This window comes from Pseudomonas sp. H26/SER47-MNA-CIBAN-0231, from assembly GCF_040310465.1.
GTDB lineage: Bacteria > Pseudomonadota > Gammaproteobacteria > Pseudomonadales > Pseudomonadaceae > Aquipseudomonas > Aquipseudomonas atacamensis.
Map to the genome: position 1 here is coordinate 1 of NZ_JBEOPW010000176.1, position 240 is coordinate 240.

The 240-nt window shown below is 60.4% G+C and carries 1 pseudogene; it reads left to right on the plus strand.

Annotated features, from left to right (window positions below):
- Positions 1 to 240: pseudogene (locus AAEZ10_RS27705) on the plus strand (glutamine--tRNA ligase); the annotation flags it as partial.

The following is a 240-nucleotide window of genomic DNA, read 5'->3' on the forward strand; positions in this document are numbered from 1 at the left end:
GGCGTGATCCACTGGGTGCCAGCAGCCGAGAGCGTCGAGTGCGAAGTGCGTTTGTACGATCGGCTGTTTCGTTCGGCCAATCCGGAAAAGGACGAGGAGGGCGGTAGCTTCCTCGACAACATCAATCCGGAGTCGCTGGTGGTGCTCAAGGGTTGCCGTGCCGAGCCGTCGCTGGCCAGTGCCGAGCCTGAAGAACGGTTACAGTTTGAGCGCGAAGGCTATTTCTGCGCCGACATGAAG